The organism is Kingella negevensis (assembly GCF_030177895.1).
GTDB classification, from domain to species: domain Bacteria; phylum Pseudomonadota; class Gammaproteobacteria; order Burkholderiales; family Neisseriaceae; genus Kingella_C; species Kingella_C negevensis.
Map to the genome: position 1 here is coordinate 1,627,690 of NZ_CP123448.1, position 23,047 is coordinate 1,650,736.

A 23,047-nucleotide genomic window follows, 5' to 3' on the forward strand; every position below is an offset into this window, starting at 1 on the left:
GGTTATTTTGTGTTGAGTAATGCCCACGCTGCGATGAGTAGGCTGATGATGAGTAATAGTTTGGCAAACAGGCGGGTAAATTGGTCTATGCTGCGTTTTTGTTGGGGGTTGAGCAGGGTTCGCCAGATGAGAGCGAGTAGTACCAATATGCCGATTGCGGTGAAATATCGGGTTAGCATGGGGATAGTCTAACACAATACAAAACGCAGCCTGAAAACTGTTTTTCAGGCTGCGTTTGTGTGGATTATCGTGTGAGTTTTGCGGTGGCTGCCTTGTCTAGTTTGCAGCCTTCAGCAATAATTTCTTGTTGTGCGCCTGCGACTTTGGCTACTGATAATTTGCCGCCATCAACTGTGGCTACGGTGTTGGCATCTGCTGGGAAGGCTGTCCAAACGGTGGTTGGTTTTTCTGGGTCGTTGCTGATAAAGCGGTTCATAATCACGAAGTCGTCGCGCCACATGCCTGGGGTGATTTCTGAATTATTCAGTTTTAATTGTGCGACCACGATTTTGTTATCTTTGATGCCGTACATGGCGGTTATGGGCATGGTGTCTTGTTTGCCTGCGATGGCGATTTTGCAGGTGTAAGCGACTTCTTTGATGCTGTCGATTTCTGGCGTGTCTGCTGCGTGTACGTTTAATGCGGTTGCGGCTAATGTGGCTACGATTAAAGTTTGAATTTTTTTCATGATAGTTCCTTTGTTTGAGGTTTAGCCGAATGGCTGAATGAGAGGGATTAAACAGTTTTTCAGGCTGCGTTGTCAAACGTGTGAAATAAACTTTTCGTTTTCTGACATAAAAGTTTAATGATTAGATGATTGTGAAAACAGGTTAATCACAACCACGCCGCCGATAATCATTGCCATGCCGATAATGGCAGGCAAATCAGGTTTTTGTCCCATAAAAATCCATGCAATTAATGCAGTGATAACAATGCCGACACCCGACCAAATGGCGTAAGTAATCCCCACAGGCAGCACACGAAAAACCAGCGACACCAAATAAAACGCCACGCTATACGCGGCAATCGCGCCTAACGTGGGGGTGAGTTTTGTGAAACCGTCGCTGTATTTCAGCAGCATTGTGCCGCAAATTTCAGCGGTGATGGCAATGGCTAGTAAAATCCAATGGTTCATTTTTGTCCTTATATTTTCAGGCTGCCTGAAATATCACGATTTTGTCGGCGAACTGCCGACATTCCATTTTTGCAGCCTGAAAAACTAGTCGCCCAATAATTGACGCGGCTGAAAACTAGGCTGCGTGAAACGTTCGTCCGTTTGCAAATTCACCGCCGTCAAAGTATCGCCCCACAACGCGCCTGTATCCAACGCCAAAATCCCATTTTCGCAGCGATACCCCAACGCCGACCAATGCCCGAACACAATCGTATGGCTTAAATGCTGGCGATTAGGCGCGTCAAACCACGCCATTTTGTCTGCAGGAATATCTTGATATTCTTCTTTAAAATCATAATCCAAGCTGCCATCTGCATTTAACACGCGCATACGCGTCAGCACATTGGTGGTAAAACGCAAACGGTCTAAACCCTGCGTTTCAGGCTGCCAACGATTGGGCGAGTTGCCATACATTTGCGCGAAAAAATCACTGGCGTGGTAGCCTGAAATCTCATTAGCCACCTCGTCAGCCAAACTTTGTGCTTGCGCGACCGTCCATTGCGGCAACAAACCTGCGTGAACCAAAACGTGCGTATCCGTGTGCAACATCAACGGCTGATTGCGCAACCAATCGCGCATTTTCGGCGCATGCTGGTGTTGCAAAATATTGCCCACTGTATCGCGGCGTTTCAGCTTGCCGAAGCCGTGCATTAACGCCAGCAAATGCAAATCATGGTTGCCCAGCACCATTTGCACGCTGCTTTCGTGCTGCATACAAAACTGCAAACATTCCAGCGATTGCGGCCCACGGTTCACAATATCGCCGACCAGCCAAAGCGTGTCTGCGCCGTGATTGAAACCTATTATGTTTAACAGCGCGCCTAGCTCTGAAAAACAGCCTTGTAAATCGCCGATTGCGTAATGTGCCATGATGTGTGTCCGTGTAGAAAAAACAGATTTTAACATTTCAGGCAGCCTGAAACATCGTTATATAAAAGGACAAGCATGAATATCCGCCACGCCACATTAAACGATTTACACACACTTGCCCAAATTGGAGCCGCATCTTTGCACAGCATTGAAACCCGTCTACAACATTTCGCCGACCACTTTTGGCTTTTGGGAGACAACGGCGAAATCGTCGCGTTCATCAACGGCTCAGTCTGCAACGAATGCGATTTGGTGGATGAAATGTACCATCATCTCGAAATGCACAACCCAAACGCCGATTGGCAAATGATTTCTTCCGTGGTAACCGCGCCACAGCATCGCAGCAAAGGTTATGCAGGTAAATTATTAGAACGCGTGATTGAAGACAATCGCGCTCAAAACCGCAAAGGCGTTATGCTGACGTGCAAAGAGAGATTGCTTGGGTTTTACGGCAAATTTGGTTTTCAAGATGAAGGCGTTTCCGAATCCACGTATGGGAATACCGTTTGGCATCAAATGCGTTTAACTTACTGAAAAAATGCAGCCTGAAAAGTTTTCAGGCTGCATTTTTTATTCTTCCACCGCTTTTTTCTTTTTACGCGGGCGACGGCGTTTTTTCTTCGCAGGTTTGTATTCTGAACTTTTTTCAGGCTGCGGTTGATTTTGCGTCATTGCACGGCGTTCTTCTTCGCTGGTGTGTTGGAATTTTGTCCACCAATCTGCCAACGGTTGCAGCGTTTCATCACATTGCGCGCGCAACAACAAAAAATCATAAGCGGCTCTAAAACGCGCTTGCGAAAGCAGCCTGAAAGGACGGTTGCCACGCAGCGATTCAAACTGCGGTTGCAACGCCCAAATCTCGCGCATGGTTGCGGAATAGCGTTGCGGCACACCCCAGCCGTGTTCCATGTCTTCGTGCAAACTGCTAATCGCATCATTCATCGCGGCGGCGGAGCTTTGGCGTTTTTGTTTCACTTGCCAACGGTGTGCCAACGCTTGCCAAAAGAATGCGGCAAGCACAAAACCGACTGAAACGGATTTGTTTTCTTGCAAACGCAAATCGGTTTGTTGTAGCGCGATTCGCCCCATTTGTGGCTGGTCGGGAGATGCAGCCTGAAACATGGCGGTGAGCATGGGGTGAATGTCCACGTTGTTCAAAACGGTCAATTGTTTCAGGCAGCTTTCGGCTTGCCCTGAAAACAGAATTTTCATCATTTCGTCAAACAATCGCGCTACGGGTTCTTTGCGTAACAAAATGGCGTTATCGGGAATGGGTGCTGCGGTTTTTTCTTCAATTTGAAAACCGAGTTTGCCTGATAAACGCACGGCGCGAAGCATACGCACGGGGTCTTCGTGGTAGCGTTCGGCTGGGTCGCCAATCATCACGATTTTGCGGGCTTTCACATCGTTTAAACCGTTGTGAAAGTCGATGATTTGGTGTGTGTGAATGTCGTAATACAGGGCGTTGCAAGTGAAATCGCGGCGCATCGCATCTTGTTCCAATGTGCCGTAAGCGTTGTCTTGCATGATTCGCCCGAACTCGTTTTGCTTCACGCGACCGCCACTGCGGAAGGTGCTGACTTCAATGGTTTCTGAGCCAACCATAACGTGAACAATCTGAAAGCGTCTGCCAATGATGCGGCTGCGGCGGAAGATTTTGCTGACTTGTTCGGGACGGGCGTTGGTGGCGATGTCGAAGTCTTTGGGTTGTACGCCGAGCAGTAAATCGCGCACTGCGCCGCCCACTAAATAGGCTTCGTAGCCTGAGCGGTGGAGTTGCTCTAATACTTTGAGTGCGGCGTGGTTGTTGAAATCGAGCGGTATGTGGTGGTACACGCCTTTGATTTTTTGTTTGGATTTTTTGGTTGGCATGATGTTGTTGAGCCATTTTTTTATCATGTGCTTTCCTTTTGTTGATGAAATCACACGGCTGCCTAAAATCATCTTTGCAAAAGCATTTTGTTGAAAATACCTTTGCAAAGATTTCAGGCTGCCTGAAAAAAACGATAGGGCTGAATACGAATGTATCCAGCCCCGTGTTATCCATCTATTTCTCCGCTAGACGCGGTAAAGAAAGATTATTTTGCAGCAGAAGCAGCTTCAGGAGCAGCAGCTTCAACCATAGAAGCAGCAGCTTCAACCATAGAAGCAGCAGCTTCAGTAGCAGAAGCAGTTTCAGCAACAACAGCAGAAGCTGCAGATGCAACTTCAGCAGTTACTGCAGATGCAGTTTCAGCAACAACCGCAGAAGCAGCGGAAGCAGCAGCTTGAGCTGGTTGTTCAGCTGGTTTAGATTCGCCGCCGCAAGCAGCTACGAACAAAGACAATAAAGCAGCAACAGCTAATGATTTTTTCATTTTTCGATACCTTGTAAGAAAATTATATATATAAAAGGGAATGGTACAAAACAGCTTTAATTCTGACTTTTCAATAATGTTTTGGATTATTTTATTGCCAGAAACGCTTTCTATTTTGGAACTTTCGCATTCTGCCTGAAAACTTATTACGGTGCAATTATTATGCAAGAGGGTGAATTTTGTTTATTTGTGTGAAATTTGTTAGTTTTATGATTTTAAATAGTAAATTGATTCTTGGTGAAAGGCGGTGGGGTTTGCGCAAATTGTAAAATTGCAGCAGAATGTTGTTGTTTGGCAACAATGAGGCTATTTTCAGGCTGCCTATGTTATACTCATAGAACTTTTGCCTTTTGGCGTAACAACTAAACGAAGGAAACGATGATGAGCATTGTTAAAAATACCGTAGTAACATTGCATTACGAAATGTATGACGCGGATAACCAATTGATTGACAAAACCGTTGAGCCGATTGCTTATTTGCATGGCGGCTACGATGGCATTTTCCCTTTGGTGGAAGAAGCTTTGCATGAAAAAAAAGTGGGCGACGTGGTGGACGTTACCATGCAGCCTGAAGACGCGTTTGGTGAGCAAGACCCTGAGTTGGTTCGCATTGAAGATGTGAGCGTGTTTCCAGTGGAAGTTGAGCCAGGCATGATGTTTGAAGCAGACGACCCTGAGCACGGTGGCGTGGTGGTTTATCGCGTAACTGATGTGGCAGACGGCAAAGCAGTTGTGGACGGTAATCACCCATTGGCTGGTATGGTTATCCGTTTCAAAGGCACTGTGGTTTCTATCCGTGAAGCGACTTCTGAAGAGTTGGAACATGGTCATGCACATGGTGCACATGGTCATCATCATTAAATAGATAGCAGTTTTTTCAGGCTGCCTGAAGTATTTTTCAGGCAGCCTGAAATCTTTTTAAGGATTTTGTGATGAAACGAGAAATTTTATTAGCGTCAGGCAGTCCGCGCAGACGTGAGATTTTGCAGAATTTGGGTTACACAGTGAACGCAGTGGCGGCGGATATTGATGAAACGCCGTTGGCTGGAGAAAAATCGCGCAGTAGTGAAAATGCAGCCTGAAAATAATTTGTCTGTGATTAGTGCGGACACGAGCGTGGTGTTAAATGGGCAGATTTTGGGCAAACCTGAATCCGCAGAACAGGCGATAGAAATGTTGTCGCAACTTTCAGGCTGCGTGCATCAGGTTTTGACGGGGGTTTGCGTGTCGTTTAATGGCGCGGAGTTTTCGGCGGTGCAACAAAATGATGTGCAGTTCCGTGAGATTTCTGCGGCGGAAATGGCGGCTTATGTGGCGACTGGCGAGCCGTTGGACAAGGCTGGGGCTTATGGGATTCAGGGTTTGGGCGGCGTGTTTGTGAGCCATTTATCGGGGAGTTTTACGGGCGTGATGGGCTTGCCTGTTTTTGAAACGGTGGAACTATTGCGTCGTTGTGGAGTAAAAGTGCCGCCGTTTCAAACCGTGTAAAACCTTTGCAAAATCTCTATCTTTGGCACTTTTCTTCGCCATGCGCTGCTATGGCTTTGAAAACTGCTCAAATCTGGAGTTTTGCAAAGGTTTTACCCTGAAATCTGCTACAATCTGCGTTATTTTTTTGGAGAACTGCGATGAGTTTTGTGCTTGAAGAAGTGCGTTTGAACCGTGCGCGTGATGTGCTGACTTTGGTTTATGCAGACGGAGAATTTGCTTTGCCCGCTGAATTTTTGCGTGTGTATTCGCCAAGCGCGGAAGTGCGTGGGCATGGCGTGGGTCAGGGAACTTTGCAAACGGGTAAGCGTTTTGTGTTGATTTCTGATTTGGAAGGTGTGGGCAATTATGCGTTGAAGATTTCGTTTTCTGATGGGCATGATAGCGGTTTGTATGATTGGGATTATTTGCGCCACTTGGGCGAAAAGCAGCCTGAATTATGGCAGGATTATTTGGACAGATTGGCGGCAGCTAGTTCTAATCGTGAGTTTGATGAAAGTCCTGCAAAAGGGCATTCGCATGGTGGGGGCTGTGGCGGTGGGTCTTGTGGGTGTAGCCATTAGGATTTTTCAGGCTGCCTGAAAGTAGTTTATGAATGATACTTTGATTTTGTATATTTTGATTGGGATTACTTTTGTTGTGAGCTATTTTGGCTTGAGTAATTCTGTGTTTTTTGAGCGTTATCAGTTCCAAGTAGGCGCAATTCGTTACAATAAGCAATATCGGCGGTTGCTGTCGTCTATGTTTTTGCATGCGAGTTGGGGGCATTTGTTTTTTAATATGCTTGCGCTGTATTTTTTTGCGCCGATTATTATCCGTTTGTTTGGTGCTGGGCTGTTTTTGGTGCTGTATTTTTTGTCGGGGTTGGCCGGCTCTGTGCTGTCGCTTTGGCTGTATAAGAACCGCCCGAGCTATGCGATGATTGGGGCTTCAGGTGCGGTGTCGGGTGTGATTTTCGCGTCTATTGCGTTGCAGCCGTTCAACAGCATGATTATTTTCCCTATTCCTGTGCCTATCACAGCTTGGATTTATGCGACTTTGTATTTTGCGTACTCGGTTTGGTCGCTGTTGAATCCGCGTCCGAATGATTATGTGGGACATGCGGCGCATTTGGGCGGTGCAGCGTTTGGCATGTTGTTTATTGGGGTGCTAGTGCCGTTGGTGTTTGTGGTGCATGGGGTTTATATTGGCATTATGAGTTTGCCGTTGCTTTATCTGGCGTTTGAGCTTTTGGTAAATAAAAAACGGCGTTGAGTTTTTCAGGCTGCCTGAAAAACAGTTTTAAGGATTATGTGATGAAAAAAGTAACTTTATGCTTGGTATTGGGTGCGTTATTGGGTTTAGCAGCTTGCGACCAGCGTCCAAACGGTAGTGTACAAAAACAATTTGCTCAAGCATGTGTGCAATCTGCGCTGGAAGACCATGCTGACGCGGCAAGCGACCCGAAAAATCAGGAAACGGCAAAACAGGTTTGCGGTTGCGTGTATGAAGAGGGTAAGAAAAATTATCAAGGGAAACAATCTTGGGAAGAGGCTTTGGCGGTTTACTTTGCGACACCTGAGAAAGCTGACCCGAAATTATTGCACGTGAATGATAATGCGATTCGCGCCTGTGTGAAAAAATTGTCCCCTAAATTAGCAGCTAGTGAGCCTAAAAAATGAGTAATCAAGATAAACAAACACACTTCGGTTTCCAAACCGTAAACGAAAGTGAAAAAGCGAATAAAGTGGCGCAAGTGTTCCATTCTGTCGCGAAAAATTATGACATCATGAATGATGTGATGTCTGGCGGGTTACACCGTGTTTGGAAACATTTCACGATTAATACGGCGCGTGTGCCAAAAGGCGGCAAGGTGTTGGATATTGCAGGCGGCACGGGCGATTTGTCGCGCGGTTGGGCGAAACGTGTGGGTAAAGAGGGCGAGGTTTGGCTGACGGACATCAATTCATCTATGCTGTCTGTGGGGCGCGACCGCTTGCTAAACGAGGGTATGATTTTGCCTGTGGCGGTATGCGATGCGGAAAAACTGCCGTTTCCTGACAATTATTTTGATTTGGTGTCGGTGTCGTTTGGGTTGCGCAATATGACGCATAAAGATGTGGCATTGAGCGAGATGTATCGCGTGTTGAAACCTGGTGGCACGTTGCTGGTGTTGGAATTTTCTAAAGTGTATGAACCGCTTGCGCCTGCTTACGATTTCTATTCGTTCAAGTTCTTGCCTGTAATGGGTAAATTGATTGCGAAAGACGCGGACAGTTATCAATATTTGGCGGAGTCTATCCGTATGCACCCAGACCAAGAAACGTTGAAACAGATGATGCTAGACGTGGGTTTTGACCAAGTGGATTATCACAATTTGACTACTGGTGTAGTGGCTTTGCATAAAGGTGTGAAATTTTAAGTTAGCACAATAAAGAAATCAGCCTGAAAAGTTTTTCAGGCTGCTTTTGTTTACATCATCAAGCTAAACGACCATGGCATTGCTTATATTTCAAACCACTACCACAAGGACAAGGGTCATTACGATGAACCGTAATCCCAGCTTGCTCCAGCGCGTCAGGCAAGAAAGGTTTGTCTTCTTCGCTGACATTTTCTGGGTTAAACGCTGGGCGTGGTTCGCTCATCACAGCTTCCATGTTTGGCGCGGCTGCGTGATTGGTTTCTATGGCAACGTGTTCATGTTGCGCAGGTTCTTCAGGCAGCTCTTCATTGGGTTGAATACGAACAGAAACCAGCAATTCTGTGGTGCTGTATTGAATGTTGTTCCACAAGCGTTGGAACATTTCAAACGCTTCACGTTTGTATTCTTGTTTTGGATTTTTCTGTGCATAACCGCGCAAGTGAATGCCTTGACGCAGATAATCCATCGCAGCCAAATGTTCGCGCCATTGTGTGTCAATCACTTGCAATACAATATTGCGTTCAAAGTTGCCAAATGCTTCTGCACCAACCAAATCCACTTTTTCTTGATATTCCTGCTCAACTTGTGCCAACAAGCGTTCTTTGATGTCTTCGTTTTCCAAAGAATTATCGGCTTTCAGCCAGCCTGAAATATCTGCGTGAATACGGAATTCGCCGCTCAAAATCGCTTCCAATGCAGGAACATTCCATTGCTCTTCCATGCTGTTTGGCGGAATGTGCGTATCAACCAAGCCCGCAATCACGGTTTGACGCATATCGCGGATAATGCTGCCGATGTCTTTGCTCAACAAAATATCATTGCGTTGATGATACAAGACTTTGCGCTGGTCATTCGCCACGTCATCGTATTCCAGCACTTGTTTACGCATGTCAAAGTTACGACCTTCCACTTTGCGTTGCGCGTTTTCAATTTGACGCGTCAAAATGTTGGCTTCAATCGCCACACCTGGTTCTGGGGCTAATTTGTTCAAAATTGCTGCCGCGCGGTCAAGTGCAAACAAGCGCAACAATGGGTCTTCAAACGATAGATAGAATCGGCTAGAACCTGGGTCGCCTTGACGACCTGAACGACCGCGCAACTGGTTGTCGATACGGCGACTTTCGTGGCGTTCTGTACCGATAATGTGCAAACCACCTGCTTTTTTCACAAACTCGTTGTCTGCTTCCCAGCTGTCTTCCAACGCTTTGATTTGGCGTTGTTTCTCGTCATCACTCAGGCTTTCGTCTGCCATAATCGCGTCAGATTGATGTTGCACGTTGCCGCCCAACACAATATCTGTACCACGACCTGCCATGTTGGTCGCCACGGTAATCATGCCTGGCTTACCTGCTTGCGCGACAATCAAGGCTTCACGTTCGTGCTCTTTTGCGTTCAAGACATTGTGTGGCAAGCCTTCGCGTTTCAATAATTGAGAAACCAATTCAGAGTTTTCAATCGTGGTTGTGCCAACCAATACTGGCTGACCGCGGTCGTAACACTCTTTAATATCTTTCACAACGGCTTCGTATTTTTCTTCTGCAGTGCGGAAGATTTGGTCGTTGTAGTCAATACGTTGGATTGGCTTGTTGGTTGGAATAATTACCGTTTCCAAGCCATAAATATCTTGGAATTCAAATGCTTCTGTGTCCGCCGTACCCGTCATACCAGCCAATTTGGTGTACAAGCGGAAATAGTTTTGGAATGTGATACTTGCCAGCGTTTGGTTTTCTTTTTTGATGTCCACGCCTTCTTTGGCTTCAACGGCTTGGTGCAAGCCGTCCGACCAACGGCGACCGTCCATCAAACGACCTGTGTGTTCATCAACAATCACAATCTCGTTTTGACCTTCTTCGTTTGGCTTAATCACATAATGCTGGTCTAAATGGAACAAAGTATGCGCGCGCAATGCTGCCATTAAGTGGTGCATCAACATGATGTTGTTCGCAGAATACAAAGATTCGCCGTCTTTCAGCAAACCGATTTCCGCCAAGATGTGTTCCGCGTGTTCATGCCCTTGTTCAGACAGCGTAACTTGTTGGTTTTTCTCATCAACCCAATAATCACCTTCTTCGCTGTCTTCTTTTTCTTGTGGCACTAAACGTGCTGGCACTTGGTTCATGATTTTGTACAAATCAATGTTGTCATCGGCTTGACCCGAAATAATCAACGGCGTACGCGCTTCGTCAATCAAAATGGAGTCCACTTCGTCCACCACGGCAAAATTCAATTCGCGTTGAACTTTGTCGTATGGGTCGGTAACCATATTGTCGCGCAAATAGTCAAAACCAAATTCGTTGTTTGTACCGTAAGTGATGTCGCTGCTATATGCTTCTTGGCGGTAGAACGGCTCTTGATTGCTCAAAATCACGCCCACGCTCAAACCCAAGAAGTTGTATAACGGTTTCATGATGTTCGCATCACGTTCCGCCAAGTAATCGTTCACAGTCACCACATGAACGCCTTTGCCTGATAATGCGTTCAAATACACAGGCAATGTACCCACCAAAGTTTTACCTTCGCCTGTACGCATTTCCGCGATTTTGCCATCGTGCAGCACCATACCGCCAATCAACTGCACATCAAAATGGCGCATGCCCAGCACTCGGCGAGACGCTTCGCGGCACACGGCAAATGCTTCTGGCAAAATATCATCAAGCGTCGAACCATCTGCCAAACGCTGTTTGAATTTGGCGGTTTTAGCTTTCAATTCATCATCAGAAAGCGCTTTGATTTCGTTTTCTAATGCGTTGATTTTCTCAACTTTTTTACGATACTGCTTCAGCAAGCGGTCGTTGCGGCTGCCAAAGATTTTTTTAGCGATACTGGTTAGCATAATTTATCAATTTCCTCACGCCGCATCACGCGGCAAAACGGCTGAATTTTAACATAGAGAGACGATATAGGGGCAAATTGCTGTTTATCAAACGGAATGCAGCCTGAAAAATTACAATCTATTTTCAGGCTGCGTCAAAAATCAAAAATGCAGCCTGAAACTTTGTTTACAGCAAAAAACATACCCGTTTACTTTTCAGCAAACGGGTATGTTTCACAAGCTCAATTAGTGGCGGTGGGCGCCGTTGTATTTTTTCTCTAACATCGAGAAGAACCAACTCAAGCAAATCGTCATCACCAAATAAATTAAAGCCACCGTATATAACGGCTCTTCATAAATTGAATAACGACCCGAAATGGTTTTTTGTACATAAGACAACTCAGGCACCGCAATCACAGACAACAGCGAACTATCTTTCAACAACGTGATAAATTCATTCGCAAACGGCGGCAGCATACGGCGCAAAGCCTGTGGCAAAATCACAAAACGCATCGCTTGCGCATGCGTTAAGCCCAAAGAGCGAGCCGCTTCCATTTGTCCCTTGTCAATTGATTGAATACCTGCGCGGATAATTTCCGTGATATACGCGCCCGTGTTAAACATCAACGCCAAGCCACCTGCCACAAACGGGCCATAACCACGGCGCAATTCCACCGCCGCATCACCGCTCACAAACCAGCCATTGGTTGGGTTCACAAAAGCCACAAACCACACAAAATACCACAAGAAAATTTGCACAAACAACGGCGTACCACGGAACAACGTAACGTATAACAACGAAATCGTCCGCATGACCCACGCCACACCACGCAAAAATGGTCCACCCTTTTCAAAGTGAACAATCCTCATCAGCGCACCAATCAAGCCCAAAAACAAACCGCCCAAAACAGCGGCACTGGTTAATTTCAGCGTCAGCAACGCACCGTCAATAAACATCTGACGGTATTCCATGATAATGTCAAAGCGAAAGCTCATAATAAAGGTAACACCAATTAGTAAAATTAAACGAATATACCGCATTTTAGCTAAAACCGCATTACTTACTTTACAAAAAACCGCACACAACGCAACGAAATATTTTCAGGCAGCCTGAAAAATCATTAAAATGCCACTTTTTTACACATAGCAGCACAAACTATGAATATCTGGTTCGGTATAAACAACATTCCACGCAATATCCCAAACAGTGCAGTAACTATCGGCAATTTTGACGGCGTACACACAGGACATCGCCATATTTTAGAACGACTTGCCCAACAAGCCAGCGAACGCAGTCTGAATCCCGTAGCCATCGTATTTGAGCCGCAACCCAACGAATTTTTCAGCAAACTCGCCCACAAACCACAACCCTATCGCCTCAGCCCCTTGCGCGACAAATTGCGTTTACTACAAGAAACAGGCAGCCTGAAAAATATCTGCGTTATCCGCTTCAACGCCCATTTTGCCAACCAAACCGCCGACCAATTTATCCAAATCATTTTGCGCGACAAACTCAACACACGCTATCTATTAGTCGGCGACGACTTCCGATTTGGCAAAGCGCGTGGCGGCGATTTTGAGCTACTCAGTCAGCAGCCCGATTTCGTCACCGAACGTACCCCCAGCATATTAGTCGCAGGTGGACGCGCCAGCAGCACATCAGTACGCCAAGCGCTCAGCAACGGCGACATCGCCCAAGCCACCCAAATTCTCGGACATCCATACACCCTAAGCGGACACGTCAAACACGGTAAAAAATTAGGGCGAAGCATCGGTTGCCCAACCGCCAACATTCATCTACCAGCACACCATTACGCCTTGAGTGGCGTGTTTGTCGTTCAAGCGCACACCGAAACAGGCATTTATCGCGGCGTTGCCTCGTTTGGCAGCAACCCAACCGTGTCCAACACGCCTGAGTCAAAATTAGAAGTTCACCTGTTCAACTTCACAGGCGATTTATACGGACAACGCCTACACATCAGCTTTTTGCACAAACTGCGTGATGAAATTAAATTTGATAGCATAGATGAATTGCAAGCCCAAATTCATCAAGACATGAAAGACGCAGAAAACTGGGCAGCCTGAAAATTTACACATTTTCTAGCAGTTTTCACAAAAAACACCCATTTCAGGCTGCATTAACTAGATTTATCTTGCCCCGCGCAGATTATTTACATACACTAAACAAACGCTAACCATTCTCAAGCGTATGATGACTACATCTCACAACGAGATACCTTTCTAAACTTAGAAAATTTGGAGAACCAACATGAAAAAAACAGTATTCGCAACATTAGCAGCCGTAGCAACCTTGTTCGCATCAACATCAGCCATGGCGATGACCCCAAAAACAGTAAACTACACCTGCCAAGGCGGTAAAAACATCAACGTAACTTACACATTCAACAAACAAAACTTGCCCACTAAAGCCACAGCAAAATTGAATGGCGCAACACGCACCATGAAAACCAACTTGGCGCAATCAGATTTAACTGGCACAACATTTGGTAAGGCAGGCAGCTACATGATTGATACTGACTACGTGGACGCAACCACATACAACCAAGTAATCTTAGGCACCGTTACTGCGCCAAACAACAAAATCATTTACAAAGAATGCCGTCCTAACTAATTTGGTTTAAGACAACAAAACGCAGCCTGAAAACAATTTCAGGCTGCGTTTTTCATCATTTAAAAAACATCGCAATTGCCACAAAACACAAAAATGTCGCAAATGCTTTTTTTAGCACAGGCACAGGCAACTTATTCGCCGCCAACGCTCCAAATTTAGACGTACCTACACTCGCCGCCACAATCCCCAAAAATGCAGGCACGTACACAAATCCCACCGAATACGCAGGCATATTCTCCAAATGACTGCCACTCAACATAAAACTCACAGTCGCGCCCAAAGCCAACAAAACCCCACACGCTGAAGATGTGCCAATCGCCCGTTTCATCTCAAACCCACGGCTATTCAAAAACGGCACAATAAACGCTCCACCGCCAATCCCAGCAAAACTAGACAGCGCACCAATCACCGTTCCAGCCACCATCTGCACTTTTGCCGTGAGCGGTTTCACCACCGTTTGCCCAGACTGACGGCTAGACACAATTATCTTCACCGACAAAAACAACATCATCACCGCAAACATCTTCATCAGCACCGCTTTGGGCAGAAACGTAACCAACCAGCCAAACCCAAACACCGATAACATCACAGTCGGCACAAACACCTTAAACACCCGAAAATCCACATTGCCCATTCTGTGATGTTGCCACGCCGACGCGACAGACGTGAACACAATCGTAGAAAACGAAGTCCCCAGCGTCATCGCCATTAACTTATCATCAGGAACGCCCGCTTGTGGCAGCAAAATCGTCAGCATCGGCACAATAATCGTGCCGCCGCCAATGCCAAACAAGCCCGCAAAAAAACCTGTTACCACGCCAATCAATATATAAGCCAAAAACAGCATTTCGCTATTCCTTTATTAAACGCAGCCTGAAAATTTCAAACCGCTAATTCTCTGCTAATTTTCACGCCATAAAATACACACATTCAAAAAGCAACAGCAATCCTTTTTGAACTGTATTCCCTTACCTCTTTCAGGCTGCCCTTATACTTTTAGGCAGCCTATTTTTTGCAGCCTTTCTGTACACGACAAAAATTCATAAGTAGAGTGTGTGCGGTACGCATGCACACGAGTAAGTTGGTGCGTGAACAAGTTCACACACCCTACTCAAAAAATGACTGTGCGCTGAATTGCAGCCTGAAAACTAAATCGCCACCGTCCGCGCCACCAACCAATCTTTCGCCGCCCCGTCCACAAACGGCAAAATTGCCTCACGCACCTTCGCATGATAGCCATTCAACCACCCACGCTCATTCTCATTCAGCAAACTCACGTCCACTAAACGCGTATCAATCGGGCACAGCGTTACCGTTTCAAAACACAAAAATTTGCCAAACGCCGTTTCTTCAGGCTGCGACACGCGTTGCGCCACCACCAAATTCTCAATACGAATGCCCCATTGGTTCGGGCGATACAAGCCCGGTTCGTTAGACGTCAGCATACCCTCGCGCAGCGCGTGTTCAGGCTTGCTTTGCGCGTGATACGAAATGCGCTGCGGCCCCTCATGCACGTTCAAGAAATAGCCCACGCCATGCCCCGTACCATGCCCGAAATCACATTGCGCCTGCCACATCGGTTGGCGACAAATCGCGTCCAACATCGGCGACATAATCCCTTCAGGAAACACCGCCTGCGCCAAGGCAATATGCGCTTTCAACACCAAAGTGAAATCGTGGATTTGCGCCGCAGATGGCTTGCCCACAGGCACAACGCGTGTGATGTCAGTCGTGCCAGAATGATATTGCGCGCCCGAATCAATCAGCAACAAACCGTCCCCCGCAATTTTCAGGCTGCCTGAAACAGGTGCGCTGTAATGCGGCATAGAACCGTTGGCGTTGAAACCTGCAATCGTGCCAAAACTTTCCGACACAAAATGTTCGCGCTGGCTGCGGTGTTTGAGCAACATCGCGTTGATGTCGTATTCGTTGAAGTCGTCGCCGTTTGCCAAACGCGCTTCAAAATCGGCGAAGAAACCGCAGAGCGCAATCCCGTCTTGCAACATGGCGGTGCGGATATTGGCGACTTCGGTGGCGCATTTTTCCGCTTTGAATTGGCTGGACGGATTGCTTTTCTCCACGATTTTCACGTTTTCAGGTAGCCTGAAAACGGTAGAAACGGCGATTTTGTTTGGGTCAAACATCAGGCAGCCTGAAAGTTCGGCTAACGCTTCGGCAACGCTTTCATACGGCGCGACTTGGATTTGCGCGGCATTTAAGGCAGCCTGAATGTCTGCGCTGATTTTGTCGGGCGATACGAATAGCGTTGCGCCATTTTCGCCAATCAATAAGTGCGACAGGAAAACGGGGTTGTATTCAATGTCGTTGCCGCGCAGGTTGGTGAGCCACGCGATGTCGTCCAACGCAGAAATTAAGTGCCATTGTGCGCCGTTTTCGCGCATTTTTTCGCGGACGTGGTTGAGTTTTTCGGCGGCGGTTTGTGGCACAAATTGGGCTTTTTGCGCAAACACGGGCGCGGTGGGCAGGGCTGGACGTTGCTCGCCCCACACTTCGGCAGCGATGTCGTAGTCGCAGCAAAGTGTGATGTTTTTGTCGGCAAACGCAGCCTGAATGTGGCGTTGTTCGGCGAGCGAAAGCATATCGGACGCAATGGCAACGCGTGCGTTTTCAGGCAGCGTTTGTGCGAGTGCGGCGATGTGGTTGCGTCCGTTTTGTTGTTCTTCTAACGTGATGCCGCTGCCTGAAAGTTCGGCTTCGGCTTGTTCCCAATAGCGGAAGTCTGTCCATAATTGTGCGCTTTCAGGCTGCACGACTAACACGCCTGCTGAGCCCGTGAAGCCTGAAAAATAATCGCGGGCTTGCCAGTGGTGGGGCAAGTATTCAGATAGGTGGGGGTCGGCGGTGGGGATAATTAGCGCGGCGATTTGGTGTTGGCGCATTTGAGCGCGGAGGATGGTTAGGTTTTTTGTACTCATGGTTTACTTTCTTTATGGTTGGCTCACGTGACTATAGTTAGTGAGGTTAGGAGAGTTGAAAGGTAGGATTGTACTTGACCTTTTAATTGAATTGGCTGGTTTTGCCTTAGATATATTTGTAAATGAGGAAGTTTTATGAAAGTTATTTCAAAAATTTTAAAAAATAAAAAACGTTAATAAACAGATACTTGATATTTTTTAGTGAGAAATTTTGAATTTTTTTGCGAATTAGGAGTTGACGATTTAGAGGTAGATGCGTATTATTCGGTTCTTCGCTGCTACGGCAACGAAGAAAAAGAAAAGAAGAACTACTGAATTATAGTGGATTTAGATTTCTGAGACAAGCTCTTTAACAGAACAGATTACCGATAAGTGTGAGTGCCTGATGGTCTCACACTGCGACAAAAACAGACAAGATTGTGATTAACTTTGGTTAGTTACTCTTTGTTGGTTTCTTTGAAGCAGACCAGAAGTTAAGTAAGTTAGAGATTGAACATAAGAGTTTGATCCTGGCTCAGATTGAACGCTGGCGGCATGCTTTACACATGCAAGTCGAACGGCAGCGAGGTAGTGCTTGCACTACTGTCGGCGAGTGGCGAACGGGTGAGTAATATATTGGAACGTACCGAGTAATGGGGGATAACTATCCGAAAGGATAGCTAATACCGCATACGACCTGAGGGTGAAAGTGGGGGATCTTCGGACCTCGCGTTATTCGAGCGGCCAATATCTGATTAGCTAGTTGGTGGGGTAAAGGCCCACCAAGGCGACGATCAGTAGCGGGTCTTAGAGGATGATCCGCCACACTGGGACTGAGACACGGCCCAGACTCCTACGGGAGGCAGCAGTGGGGAATTTTGGACAATGGGCGAAAGCCTGATCCAGCCATGCCGCGTGTCTGAAGAAGGCCTTCGGGTTGTAAAGGACTTTTGTTAGGGAAGAAAAGGTTGATGCTAATATCATTAACTGATGACGGTACCTAAAGAATAAGCACCGGCTAACTACGTGCCAGCAGCCGCGGTAATACGTAGGGTGCGAGCGTTAATCGGAATTACTGGGCGTAAAGCGAGCGCAGACGGTTAGTTAAGCAAGATGTGAAATCCCCGAGCTCAACTTGGGAACTGCGTTTTGAACTGGCTAGCTAGAGTGTGTCAGAGGGGGGTAGAATTCCACGTGTAGCAGTGAAATGCGTAGAGATGTGGAGGAATACCGATGGCGAAGGCAGCCCCCTGGGATAACACTGACGTTCATGCTCGAAAGCGTGGGTAGCAAACAGGATTAGATACCCTGGTAGTCCACGCCCTAAACGATGTCAATTAGCTGTTGGGCAACTTGATTGCTTAGTAGCGTAGCTAACGCGTGAAATTGACCGCCTGGGGAGTACGGTCGCAAGATTAAAACTCAAAGGAATTGACGGGGACCCGCACAAGCGGTGGATGATGTGGATTAATTCGATGCAACGCGAAGAACCTTACCTGGTCTTGACATGTACGGAATCTCCCAGAGACGGGAGAGTGCCTTCGGGAACCGTAACACAGGTGCTGCATGGCTGTCGTCAGCTCGTGTCGTGAGATGTTGGGTTAAGTCCCGCAACGAGCGCAACCCTTGTCATTAGTTGCCATCATTAAGTTGGGCACTCTAATGAGACTGCCGGTGACAAACCGGAGGAAGGTGGGGATGACGTCAAGTCCTCATGGCCCTTATGACCAGGGCTTCACACGTCATACAATGGTCGGTACAGAGGGTAGCCAAGCCGCGAGGTGGAGCCAATCCCAGAAAACCGATCGTAGTCCGGATTGCACTCTGCAACTCGAGTGCATGAAGTCGGAATCGCTAGTAATCGCAGGTCAGCATACTGCGGTGAATACGTTCCCGGGTCTTGTACACACCGCCCGTCACACCATGGGAGCGGGGGATACCAGAAGTAGGTAGGATAACCGTAAGGGGTCCGCTTACCACGGTATGCTTCGTGACTGGGGTGAAGTCGTAACAAGGTAGCCGTAGGGGAACCTGCGGCTGGATCACCTCCTTTCTAGAGAAAAGAAGAGGCGATTAGGTACTCACACTTATCGGTAAGCTGAAATAAAGATGCGACACATAGGGTTTGTAGCTCAGGTGGTTAGAGCACACGCTTGATAAGCGTGGGGTCGTAGGTTCAAGTCCTACCAGACCCACCAAGAGAATAAACTGAGTTAAATTAGAAGAAAAAGAAATCAATTTAATAGGTAAATACTGGGGGCATAGCTCAGTTGGTAGAGCACCTGCTTTGCAAGCAGGGGGTCATCGGTTCGATCCCGTTTGCCTCCACCAAGATTAAATAAAATGAAAAATTAGATTGCAAATTAAAGCAAGTTTAGATAAACTGGCGAGCTTACTTTAATTTGCGATATATTTTTATAAGCGAAAGCTGAGAAGAAGTATAATTAAACGCATCGATCTTTAACAAATTGGAAAGCCGAAATCAACAAACAAAGACAATGTTGTCGATTTGGTTTGGGATGCTGATGCAACAGTATTTCAGGCAGCCTGTAAAGGCAACAAATCGAATGACAAAATTTGGGTGATGATTGTATCAACTAACCTTGAATTCAAAAGGCAAGGTTAGTACACAACAAGCAGTAAGCTTTATCAAAGTAGAGAATCTAAGTTAGTCATGTAGTCAACGCACTGATTAACAAAGTCAGAAGGTTCTTCAAATGATAGAGTCAAGTGAATAAGTGCATCAGGTGGATGCCTTGGCGATGATAGGCGAAGAAGGACGTGTAAGCCTGCGAAAAGCACGGAGAAGCTGGCAAAAAAGCAATGATACCGTGATATCCGAATGGGGAAACCCACTGAGTAATCAGTATCCTAGTCTGAATACATAGGGCTAGAGAAGCGAACCTGGAGAACTGAACCATCTAAGTACCCAGAGGAAAAGAAATCAACCGAGATTCCGCAAGTAGTGGCGAGCGAACGCGGAAAAGCCTGTATATGATAGTTGTTGAGATAGAAGAAGGAATTGGAAACTTCCGCCATAGTGGGTGATAGCCCCGTATTTGAAATCTCAATGATGGTACTAAGTATACAAAAAGTAGGGCGGGACACGTGAAATCCTGTCTGAATATGGGGGGACCATCCTCCAAGGCTAAATACTCATCATCGACCGATAGTGAACCAGTACCGTGAGGGAAAGGCGAAAAGAACCCCGGGAGGGGAGTGAAATAGAACCTGAAACCTGATGCATACATACAGTGGGAGCATCTTTGTGGTGTGACTGCGTACCTTTTGTATAATGGGTCAACGACTTACATTCAGTAGCGAGCTTAACCGAGTAGGGGAGGCGTAGGGAAACCGAGTCTTAATAGGGCGACTAGTTGCTGGGTGTAGACCCGAAACCGAGTGATCTATCCATGGCCAGGATGAAGGTGCCGTAACAGGTACTGGAGGTCCGAACCCACGCATGTTGCAAAATGCGGGGATGAGCTGTGGATAGGGGTGAAAGGCTAAACAAACTCGGAGATAGCTGGTTCTCCCCGAAAACTATTTAGGTAGTGCCTCGAGATATGAGACTGATGGGGGTAAAGCACTGTTATGGCTAGGGGGTTATTGCAACTTACCAACCCATGGCAAACTAAGAATACCATCAAGTTGCTCCTCGGGAGACAGACATCGGGTGCTAACGTCCGGTGTCAAGAGGGAAACAACCCAGACCGCCAGCTAAGGTCCCAAATGATAGATTAAGTGGTAAACGAAGTGGGAAGGCACAGACAGCCAGGATGTTGGCTTAGAAGCAGCCATCATTTAAAGAAAGCGTAATAGCTCACTGGTCGAGTCTTCCTGCGCGGAAGATGTAACGGGGCTCAAATCTATAACCGAAGCTGCGGATGCGGTAATGCATGGTAGGGGAGCATTCTGTAAGCCTGCGAAGGTGACTTGTAAAGGTTGCTGGAGGTATCAGAAGTGCGAATGTTGACATGAGTAGCGATAAAGCGGGTGAAAAGCCCGCTCGCCGAAAGCCCAAGGTTTCCTACGCAACGTTCATCGGCGTAGGGTGAGTCGGTCCCTAAGGCAAGGCAGAGATGCGTAGTCGATGGGAAACAGGTTAATATTCCTGTACTTGATTCAAATGCGATGTGGGGACGGAGAAGGTTATGCTATCAATCTGTTGGATTAGATTGTTTAAGCAGGTAGGTAGAGGAAGTAGGTAAATCCGCTTCTTTAATACCGAGATGTGATGACGAGTGTCTACGGACATGAAGTAGTAAATACCACGCTTCCAGGAAAAGCCACTAAGCTTCAGTTTGAATTGAACCGTACCGCAAACCGACACAGGTGGGCAGGATGAGAATTCTAAGGCGCTTGAGAGAACTCGGGAGAAGGAACTCGGCAAATTGATACCGTAACTTCGGGAGAAGGTATGCCCTCTAAGGTGAAGGATTTACTCCGTAAGCCCCTGAGGGTCGCAGAGAATCGGTGGCTGCGACTGTTTATTAAAAACACAGCACTCTGCTAACACGAAAGTGGACGTATAGAGTGTGACGCCTGCCCGGTGCTGGAAGGTTAATTGAAGATGTGCAAGCATCGGATCGAAGCCCCAGTAAACGGCGGCCGTAACTATAACGGTCCTAAGGTAGCGAAATTCCTTGTCGGGTAAGTTCCGACCCGCACGAATGGCGTAACGATGGCCACACTGTCTCCTCCCGAGACTCAGCGAAGTTGAAATGGTTGTGAAGATGCAATCTCCCCGCTGCTAGACGGAAAGACCCCGTGAACCTTTACTGTAGCTTTGCATTGGACTTTGAAGTCACTTGTGTAGGATAGGTGGGAGGCTTTGAAGCAGAGACGCTAGTCTCTGTGGAGCCGTCCTTGAAATACCACCCTGGTGACTTTGAGGTTCTAACCCAGACCCGTTATCCGGGTCGGGGACCGTGCATGGTAGGCAGTTTGACTGGGGCGGTCTCCTCCCAAAGAGTAACGGAGGAGTTCGAAGGTTACCTAGGTCCGGTCGGAAATCGGACTGATAGTGCAATGGCAAAAGGTAGCTTAACTGCGAGACCGACAAGTCGAGCAGGTGCGAAAGCAGGACATAGTGATCCGGTGGTTCTGAATGGAAGGGCCATCGCTCAACGGATAAAAGGTACTCCGGGGATAACAGGCTGATTCCGCCCAAGAGTCCATATCGACGGCGGAGTTTGGCACCTCGATGTCGGCTCATCACATCCTGGGGCTGTAGTCGGTCCCAAGGGTATGGCTGTTCGCCATTTAAAGTGGTACGTGAGCTGGGTTTAAAACGTCGTGAGACAGTTTGGTCCCTATCTGCAGTGGGCGTTGGAAGTTTGAAGGGGGCTGCTCCTAGTACGAGAGGACCGGAGTGGACGAACCTCTGGTGTACCGGTTGTTTCGCCAGAAGCATAGCCGGGTAGCTAAGTTCGGAAGAGATAAGCGCTGAAAGCATCTAAGCGCGAAACTCGCCCAAAGATGAGACTTCCCTTGCGGTTTAACCGCACTAAAGAGTCGTTCTAGACCAGGACGTTGATAGGTTAGGTGTGGAAGAGTGGTAACACTTGAAGCTAACTAATACTAATTGCTCGTGAGGCTTGACTCTATCATTTGAAGAACTTTAAAATAAAACCTTTTAAAGTATCAAATATAAAGCTTACTGATAAATACAGTTCATCACCTAATAGTTGATTAAATAACGGCTTACCAATTTACAGTTTTTGTTTGGCGACCATAGCGGTTTGGTCCCACTCCTTCCCATTTCGAACAGGACAGTGAAACAAACCAGCGCCGATGATAGTATAGTCCCTATGCGAAAGTAGGTCATCGCCAAACTATTTATTCTAAACCCTCTGCTAGTTATTAGTAGAGGGTTTTTCTGTTAAGTGAATAATAAAGTAGGATAGAAAATGTTATAGTTAATTAAAATAAAGATAGGATAGTAACGCATCTGTGAAATTATCATAACTAGGCAAAATTGAACGCATATATTTCTTAATATTTGCCCATGTTTTTTCTATTGGATTTCATTCAGGCGAATAAGGTGCAAGCGGTAGAATTTTATGCCCCAAATGATGCACCATTTCTTGCAGAATACCCATTCTGTGAAATCTAGCATTTTCATAGAGATAAGCATCAGGATTTTGTTCAATATATTGTTTGAGTGCTTGCGTATCCCATTTAGTGGCATTTTGCCCTTTGACTTGATGTTTCAGGCTACCTGTTTGTTCTTCTAATTTAATCCAAAGGTAAAGTGTATTTCTTGAGATACCATAGGTTTTGGCAACTTTACTTGCATTGTTAGATTGCTTGTAACAATTTAATGCTTTTTCTCGTAAATCAATTGAATATGCCATTTTATGCACCTTAAAGATAAAATTAGAATTGCACTATTT

The 23,047-nt window shown here is 46.7% G+C and carries 18 protein-coding genes, 2 tRNA genes, 3 rRNA genes and 2 pseudogenes; 14 read left to right on the top strand and 11 right to left on the bottom strand.

From position 1 onward, the window contains the following. Window positions 1-2 precede the first annotated feature (2 nt). From QEO93_RS08975 to QEO93_RS08990, 4 genes are all read right to left on the bottom strand, one after another. Window positions 3-179 (bottom strand): protein MIGRI, encoded by a 177-nt coding sequence (locus QEO93_RS08975; protein ID WP_143445706.1) that lies wholly within the window; start codon window positions 177-179, stop codon window positions 3-5. Between the two features lie 65 nt (window positions 180-244). Continuing rightward, a complete protein-coding gene (locus QEO93_RS08980; protein ID WP_032136981.1) occupies window positions 245-688 on the bottom strand; it encodes a hypothetical protein in 444 nt (147 codons plus the stop codon). Between the two features lie 114 nt (window positions 689-802). Then, window positions 803-1,135: an SMR family transporter gene (locus tag QEO93_RS08985; RefSeq protein ID WP_085815400.1), complete on the bottom strand. Its 333-nt coding sequence runs from the start codon at window positions 1,133-1,135 to the stop codon at window positions 803-805. Between the two features lie 84 nt (window positions 1,136-1,219). Beyond that, a complete protein-coding gene (locus QEO93_RS08990; protein ID WP_032137002.1) occupies window positions 1,220-2,044 on the bottom strand; it encodes a symmetrical bis(5'-nucleosyl)-tetraphosphatase in 825 nt (274 codons plus the stop codon). 75 nt (window positions 2,045-2,119) lie between these two features. On the opposite strand from QEO93_RS08990, the gene QEO93_RS08995 reads away from it, so the two are divergent. Beyond that, window positions 2,120-2,578: a GNAT family N-acetyltransferase gene (locus QEO93_RS08995; protein ID WP_032136983.1), complete on the top strand. Its 459-nt coding sequence runs from the start codon at window positions 2,120-2,122 to the stop codon at window positions 2,576-2,578. A gap of 36 nt (window positions 2,579-2,614) precedes the next feature. Here the strand turns inward: QEO93_RS08995 and pcnB are convergent, their stop codons facing one another. Together pcnB and QEO93_RS09005 are read right to left on the bottom strand one after the other, a co-directional pair. Continuing rightward, window positions 2,615-3,943 carry a polynucleotide adenylyltransferase PcnB gene (gene pcnB / locus QEO93_RS09000; protein ID WP_032137003.1) on the bottom strand — a complete coding sequence of 443 codons (1,329 nt, stop codon included), beginning with the start codon at window positions 3,941-3,943 and terminating at the stop codon, window positions 2,615-2,617. A 179-nt stretch (window positions 3,944-4,122) separates the two neighbouring features. Further along, window positions 4,123-4,401 (bottom strand): hypothetical protein, encoded by a 279-nt coding sequence (locus tag QEO93_RS09005; protein WP_032136984.1) that lies wholly within the window; start codon window positions 4,399-4,401, stop codon window positions 4,123-4,125. A 381-nt stretch (window positions 4,402-4,782) separates the two neighbouring features. On the opposite strand from QEO93_RS09005, the gene QEO93_RS09010 reads away from it, so the two are divergent. The 6 genes and pseudogenes from QEO93_RS09010 to ubiE all read left to right on the top strand — a co-directional run bounded on the left by QEO93_RS09010 (window position 4,783) and on the right by ubiE (window position 8,290). Continuing rightward, complete coding sequence (locus tag QEO93_RS09010; protein WP_032136985.1) at window positions 4,783-5,262, top strand: FKBP-type peptidyl-prolyl cis-trans isomerase; 480 nt, start codon at window positions 4,783-4,785, stop codon at window positions 5,260-5,262. Window positions 5,263-5,333: 71 nt separating this feature from the next. Beyond that, window positions 5,334-5,889 (top strand): annotated as a pseudogene (locus QEO93_RS09015) (Maf family protein). 140 nt (window positions 5,890-6,029) lie between these two features. After that, a complete protein-coding gene (locus QEO93_RS09020) occupies window positions 6,030-6,452 on the top strand; it encodes a gamma-butyrobetaine hydroxylase family protein (protein WP_032136987.1) in 423 nt (140 codons plus the stop codon). Between the two features lie 28 nt (window positions 6,453-6,480). Then, window positions 6,481-7,143, top strand: a complete 663-nt coding sequence (locus tag QEO93_RS09025) for a rhomboid family intramembrane serine protease (protein ID WP_032136988.1) — start codon at window positions 6,481-6,483, stop codon at window positions 7,141-7,143. A gap of 41 nt (window positions 7,144-7,184) precedes the next feature. Then, window positions 7,185-7,550, top strand: a complete 366-nt coding sequence (locus tag QEO93_RS09030) for a hypothetical protein (protein WP_032136989.1) — start codon at window positions 7,185-7,187, stop codon at window positions 7,548-7,550. Next, on the top strand, window positions 7,547-8,290 hold the full coding sequence (gene ubiE / locus QEO93_RS09035) for a bifunctional demethylmenaquinone methyltransferase/2-methoxy-6-polyprenyl-1,4-benzoquinol methylase UbiE (protein WP_032136990.1): 744 nt from the start codon (window positions 7,547-7,549) through the stop codon (window positions 8,288-8,290). Before QEO93_RS09030 ends, ubiE begins: the two co-directional genes overlap by 4 nt. A gap of 58 nt (window positions 8,291-8,348) precedes the next feature. Here the strand turns inward: ubiE and secA are convergent, their stop codons facing one another. Both secA and QEO93_RS09045 read right to left on the bottom strand, forming a co-directional pair. Continuing rightward, window positions 8,349-11,123: a preprotein translocase subunit SecA gene (gene secA, locus QEO93_RS09040; protein WP_032136991.1), complete on the bottom strand. Its 2,775-nt coding sequence runs from the start codon at window positions 11,121-11,123 to the stop codon at window positions 8,349-8,351. Between the two features lie 225 nt (window positions 11,124-11,348). Beyond that, window positions 11,349-12,098: an amino acid ABC transporter permease gene (locus tag QEO93_RS09045; RefSeq protein ID WP_032137004.1), complete on the bottom strand. Its 750-nt coding sequence runs from the start codon at window positions 12,096-12,098 to the stop codon at window positions 11,349-11,351. Window positions 12,099-12,260: 162 nt separating this feature from the next. Between QEO93_RS09045 and ribF the strand changes: the two genes are divergently transcribed. Both ribF and QEO93_RS09055 read left to right on the top strand, forming a co-directional pair. Beyond that, the gene (gene ribF, locus QEO93_RS09050) at window positions 12,261-13,187 is read left to right on the top strand and encodes a bifunctional riboflavin kinase/FAD synthetase (RefSeq protein WP_032136992.1); all 927 of its coding nucleotides are present in this window, start codon (window positions 12,261-12,263) and stop codon (window positions 13,185-13,187) included. Window positions 13,188-13,371: 184 nt separating this feature from the next. Beyond that, the gene (locus QEO93_RS09055) at window positions 13,372-13,734 is read left to right on the top strand and encodes an ACP-like domain-containing protein (protein ID WP_032136993.1); all 363 of its coding nucleotides are present in this window, start codon (window positions 13,372-13,374) and stop codon (window positions 13,732-13,734) included. 55 nt (window positions 13,735-13,789) lie between these two features. On the opposite strand, the gene QEO93_RS09060 is transcribed toward QEO93_RS09055, so the two are convergent. Together QEO93_RS09060 and QEO93_RS09065 are read right to left on the bottom strand one after the other, a co-directional pair. Next, complete coding sequence (locus QEO93_RS09060) at window positions 13,790-14,581, bottom strand: sulfite exporter TauE/SafE family protein (protein ID WP_032136994.1); 792 nt, start codon at window positions 14,579-14,581, stop codon at window positions 13,790-13,792. Window positions 14,582-14,882: 301 nt separating this feature from the next. Further along, complete coding sequence (locus QEO93_RS09065) at window positions 14,883-16,670, bottom strand: aminopeptidase P family protein (protein WP_032136995.1); 1,788 nt, start codon at window positions 16,668-16,670, stop codon at window positions 14,883-14,885. A gap of 491 nt (window positions 16,671-17,161) precedes the next feature. Between QEO93_RS09065 and QEO93_RS09070 the strand changes: the two genes are divergently transcribed. The 5 genes from QEO93_RS09070 to rrf all read left to right on the top strand — a co-directional run bounded on the left by QEO93_RS09070 (window position 17,162) and on the right by rrf (window position 22,487). Beyond that, window positions 17,162-18,702, top strand: a 16S ribosomal RNA gene (locus QEO93_RS09070). 68 nt (window positions 18,703-18,770) lie between these two features. After that, window positions 18,771-18,847: transfer RNA gene (locus QEO93_RS09075), tRNA-Ile, on the top strand. A 57-nt stretch (window positions 18,848-18,904) separates the two neighbouring features. Next, a tRNA-Ala gene (locus QEO93_RS09080) sits at window positions 18,905-18,980 on the top strand. Between the two features lie 393 nt (window positions 18,981-19,373). Then, window positions 19,374-22,257: ribosomal RNA gene (locus QEO93_RS09085) — 23S ribosomal RNA — on the top strand. Between the two features lie 118 nt (window positions 22,258-22,375). Continuing rightward, a 5S ribosomal RNA gene (gene rrf, locus QEO93_RS09090) occupies window positions 22,376-22,487 on the top strand. The 16S, 23S and 5S rRNA genes sit together here with 2 tRNA genes alongside, the layout of an rRNA operon. 83 nt (window positions 22,488-22,570) lie before the next feature. On the opposite strand, the pseudogene QEO93_RS09095 reads toward rrf, so the two are convergent. Next, window positions 22,571-23,008: pseudogene (locus QEO93_RS09095) on the bottom strand (IS630 transposase-related protein). Window positions 23,009-23,047 lie beyond the last annotated feature (39 nt).

What these genes read in the sequence shown, in the direction of transcription:
- ubiE (WP_032136990.1), top strand. Translation starts at nt 7,547, where the DNA reads ATGAGTAATCAAGATAAACAAACACACTTCGGTTTCCAAACCGTAAAC.
- QEO93_RS09045 (WP_032137004.1), bottom strand. Translation starts at nt 12,098, where the DNA reads ATGAGCTTTCGCTTTGACATTATCATGGAATACCGTCAGATGTTTATT.
- QEO93_RS08980 (WP_032136981.1), bottom strand. Translation starts at nt 688, where the DNA reads ATGAAAAAAATTCAAACTTTAATCGTAGCCACATTAGCCGCAACCGCA.
- QEO93_RS09065 (WP_032136995.1), bottom strand. Translation starts at nt 16,670, where the DNA reads ATGAGTACAAAAAACCTAACCATCCTCCGCGCTCAAATGCGCCAACAC.
- ribF (WP_032136992.1), top strand. Translation starts at nt 12,261, where the DNA reads ATGAATATCTGGTTCGGTATAAACAACATTCCACGCAATATCCCAAAC.
- secA (WP_032136991.1), bottom strand. Translation starts at nt 11,123, where the DNA reads ATGCTAACCAGTATCGCTAAAAAAATCTTTGGCAGCCGCAACGACCGC.
- QEO93_RS08990 (WP_032137002.1), bottom strand. Translation starts at nt 2,044, where the DNA reads ATGGCACATTACGCAATCGGCGATTTACAAGGCTGTTTTTCAGAGCTA.
- QEO93_RS09030 (WP_032136989.1), top strand. Translation starts at nt 7,185, where the DNA reads ATGAAAAAAGTAACTTTATGCTTGGTATTGGGTGCGTTATTGGGTTTA.
- QEO93_RS08985 (WP_085815400.1), bottom strand. Translation starts at nt 1,135, where the DNA reads ATGAACCATTGGATTTTACTAGCCATTGCCATCACCGCTGAAATTTGC.
- QEO93_RS09005 (WP_032136984.1), bottom strand. Translation starts at nt 4,401, where the DNA reads ATGAAAAAATCATTAGCTGTTGCTGCTTTATTGTCTTTGTTCGTAGCT.
- QEO93_RS09010 (WP_032136985.1), top strand. Translation starts at nt 4,783, where the DNA reads ATGAGCATTGTTAAAAATACCGTAGTAACATTGCATTACGAAATGTAT.
- QEO93_RS09025 (WP_032136988.1), top strand. Translation starts at nt 6,481, where the DNA reads ATGAATGATACTTTGATTTTGTATATTTTGATTGGGATTACTTTTGTT.
- pcnB (WP_032137003.1), bottom strand. Translation starts at nt 3,943, where the DNA reads ATGATAAAAAAATGGCTCAACAACATCATGCCAACCAAAAAATCCAAA.
- QEO93_RS08995 (WP_032136983.1), top strand. Translation starts at nt 2,120, where the DNA reads ATGAATATCCGCCACGCCACATTAAACGATTTACACACACTTGCCCAA.
- QEO93_RS09060 (WP_032136994.1), bottom strand. Translation starts at nt 14,581, where the DNA reads ATGCTGTTTTTGGCTTATATATTGATTGGCGTGGTAACAGGTTTTTTT.
- QEO93_RS08975 (WP_143445706.1), bottom strand. Translation starts at nt 179, where the DNA reads ATGCTAACCCGATATTTCACCGCAATCGGCATATTGGTACTACTCGCT.
- QEO93_RS09020 (WP_032136987.1), top strand. Translation starts at nt 6,030, where the DNA reads ATGAGTTTTGTGCTTGAAGAAGTGCGTTTGAACCGTGCGCGTGATGTG.
- QEO93_RS09055 (WP_032136993.1), top strand. Translation starts at nt 13,372, where the DNA reads ATGAAAAAAACAGTATTCGCAACATTAGCAGCCGTAGCAACCTTGTTC.